Consider the following 3119-nt stretch of genomic DNA (forward strand, 5'->3'; position numbering starts at 1 on the left):
GTAAGCGCACGGTTTCAGGTACTATTTCACTCCCCTGTTCGGGGTGCTTTTCACCTTTCCCTCACGGTACTTGTTCACTATCGGTCTCTCAGTAGTATTTAGCCTTACCAGATGGTCCTGGCAGATTCAGACAGAATTTCTCGTGTTCCGCCCTACTCAGGGTACTGCTGGGATTATATTTCTTACCTGTACCGGACTGTCACCGTCTGTGGTCAGCTTTTCCAAAACTGTTCCAGTTCAAAATATTTCTCCGTATTGCAGCCCTACAACCCTGGTATTGCCGAAACAATACCAGTTTAGGCTATTCCCTCTTCGCTCGCCACTACTAGGGGAATCATTATTATTTTCTTTTCCTCCGCTTACTTAGATGTTTCAGTTCAGCGGGTTTGCCTCCCGGTTACCCGGGATATCCATTAATGGATGGGTTGTCCCATTCGGAAATCTGCGGATCGATTCGTATTTGCCAATCCCCGCAGCTTATCGCAGCTTGTCACGTCCTTCATCGCCTCTGAGAGCCAAGGCATCCTCCGTACGCCCTTAGTAACTTTCTTTTAGATAGAATCCTCGTATTGATTCACTTTTGTATCTCTTATAAAATTGTCGTATCTCTCTTATTGTGATTTGACTCTTGATAATTTCTAGAATTATCTTTTTCCCAACATGCCAAAGAACTTTAACTTTTTAGCTTCAAGCAATTAGCTTTTAGCTTCAAGTAAGTAGATAACCGGGGAATCGAACCCCAACATCAGGCACCAGCCTTATCTCGTGCAGTTTAAAGTTGTACACTTTTGTAAAGTGTACTTTTATATAAACTTTTCCTGCTTTCAGTATTTCATTTGTTTTTTTGAACGTTTGCCACTGTTTTAACAATGGACTTTTGCGACCTTTTCAGTCTCTCGGTACTCCTTTGCCAAGGCTGCGGAGCACGCTGTGGAGAATAAGGGAGTCGAACCCTTGACCTCTAGAATGCAAATCTAGCGCTCTAGCCAACTGAGCTAATCCCCCAAATCAGTTTAAAGTTTCGTGTTCAATGTTCAAAGTGTTTTTCAACTTTAAACTCTGAACTTTAGACTTTGAACTACGGTGTAGTCCCGCCCAGACTTGAACTGGGGACCCCTACATTATCAGTGTAGTACTCTAACCAGCTGAGCTACGGGACTGTCTTTGAAGCTTCAAGCTTTGAGCCTTGAGCTTCTAGCTAACAGCTCCCGCTTGTAACTCGTATTCATTAATATTGTAAAAAAAGCAAGGACAACTTTTGTCAATCTCGTCACAGAGATCTTCTAAACCTGTGCTCCAGAAAGGAGGTGTTCCAGCCACACCTTCCGGTACGGCTACCTTGTTACGACTTAACCCCAGTTACCGGTTTTACCCTAGGCCGCTCCTTGCGGTCACAGACTTCAGGCACTCCCAGCTTCCATGGTTTGACGGGCGGTGTGTACAAGGCCCGGGAACGTATTCACCGGATCATTGCTGATATCCGATTACTAGCGAATCCAACTTCATGGAGTCGGGTTGCAGACTCCAATCCGAACTGGGATCGGCTTTAGGGATTAGCATCACATCGCTGTGTAGCTGCCCTTTGTACCGACCATTGTAACACGTGTGTAGCCCTGGACATAAGGGCCGTGCTGATTTGACGTCATCCCCACCTTCCTCTCACCTTACGGTGGCAGTCTCGCTAGAGTCCCCAGCATGACCTGATGGCAACTAACGATAAGGGTTGCGCTCGTTATGGGACTTAACCCGACACCTCACGGCACGAGCTGACGACAACCATGCAGCACCTTGTAAAGAGCCCCGAAGGGAAGAAGTGTTTCCACCTCATGCACTCTACATTTAAGCCCAGGTAAGGTTCCTCGCGTATCATCGAATTAAACCACATGTTCCTCCGCTTGTGCGGGCCCCCGTCAATTCCTTTGAGTTTCAACCTTGCGATCGTACTCCCCAGGTGGATCACTTAATGCTTTCGCTCAGCCGCTTACTGTGTATCGCAAACAGCGAGTGATCATAGTTTACGGCGTGGACTACCAGGGTATCTAATCCTGTTCGCTCCCCACGCTTTCGTGCCTCAGCGTCAATCATGGCTTAGTAAGCTGCCTTCGCAATCGGCGTTCTGTGTCATATCTATGCATTTCACCGCTACACAACACATTCCGCCTACCTCAACCATATTCAAGACCTGCAGTATCAATGGCAGTTCTACCGTTAAGCGGCAGTATTTCACCACTGACTTACAAGCCCACCTGCGCACCCTTTAAACCCAATGAATCCGGATAACGCTTGCATCCTCCGTATTACCGCGGCTGCTGGCACGGAGTTAGCCGATGCTTATTCCTACACTACCGTCAATACGCTACACGTAGCGTCCTTTCTTGGTGTAGAAAAGCAGTTTACAACCCATAGGGCCGTCATCCTGCACGCGGGATGGCTGGTTCAGACTTGCGTCCATTGACCAATATTCCTCACTGCTGCCTCCCGTAGGAGTCTGGTCCGTGTCTCAGTACCAGTGTGGGGGATAATCCTCTCAGAACCCCTAATGATCGTCGCCTTGGTGAGCCGTTACCTCACCAACTAGCTAATCATACGCATGCCCATCTTGTACCACCGAAATTTTAATTGTTAAACCATGCGATTCAACAATACTATGGAGTATTAATCCACGTTTCCATGGGCTATCCTCCTGTACAAGGAAGGTTGCATACGCGTTACGCACCCGTGCGCCGGTCGCCACCAATCCGAAGATCGTGCTGCCCCTCGACTTGCATGTGTTAAGCCTCCCGCTAGCGTTCATCCTGAGCCAGGATCAAACTCTCCGTTGTAAATTAAAAAGTTTAAATATCCTTCGCTCCAGGTTTACTTGTCTCTCAGAAATTAACAAAGTTGTTTTATAACCTTGCTTTTTTGTGCTTCAAAATTTTAAAGAACTTTCTCGCAGAAAAAAACCAGCACCTCAATTCAATAAACCTTAATGCCGGCAATCCTACGCTTTTTCTATATTTTACCAGTGGAATCTTTCTCTCTCCTCTCAATCTCTCTCCAAAACCACCGGAACTCATTCCCTTAATTCGGGGCGACAAAGGTAAATAACTTTTTATTCCTACCAAAAATTTAATCGG

General features: G+C 46.6%; 1 protein-coding gene, 2 tRNA genes and 2 rRNA genes (1 of these 5 cut by a window edge). All 5 read right to left on the reverse strand.

All coding sequences use genetic code 11. From position 1 onward, the window contains the following. Positions 1 to 551 (reverse strand): 23S ribosomal RNA (locus tag WFY05_RS22195) (it extends 2259 nt beyond the left edge of the window). Between the two features lie 380 nt (positions 552 to 931). Beyond that, positions 932 to 1005 (reverse strand) — tRNA-Ala (locus WFY05_RS22200). 81 nt (positions 1006 to 1086) lie between these two features. Beyond that, positions 1087 to 1160 (reverse strand) — tRNA-Ile (locus WFY05_RS22205). Between the two features lie 140 nt (positions 1161 to 1300). After that, positions 1301 to 2822, reverse strand: a 16S ribosomal RNA gene (locus WFY05_RS22210). The 16S and 23S rRNA genes sit together here with 2 tRNA genes alongside, the layout of an rRNA operon. A gap of 66 nt (positions 2823 to 2888) precedes the next feature. Next, positions 2889 to 3119: hypothetical protein (locus tag WFY05_RS22215; protein ID WP_340115142.1), on the reverse strand; the 231-nt coding region annotated here is incomplete at its 5' end.

Source organism: Maribellus mangrovi, assembly GCF_037646455.1.
GTDB classification, from domain to species: Bacteria; Bacteroidota; Bacteroidia; order Bacteroidales; family Prolixibacteraceae; genus Draconibacterium; species Draconibacterium mangrovi_A.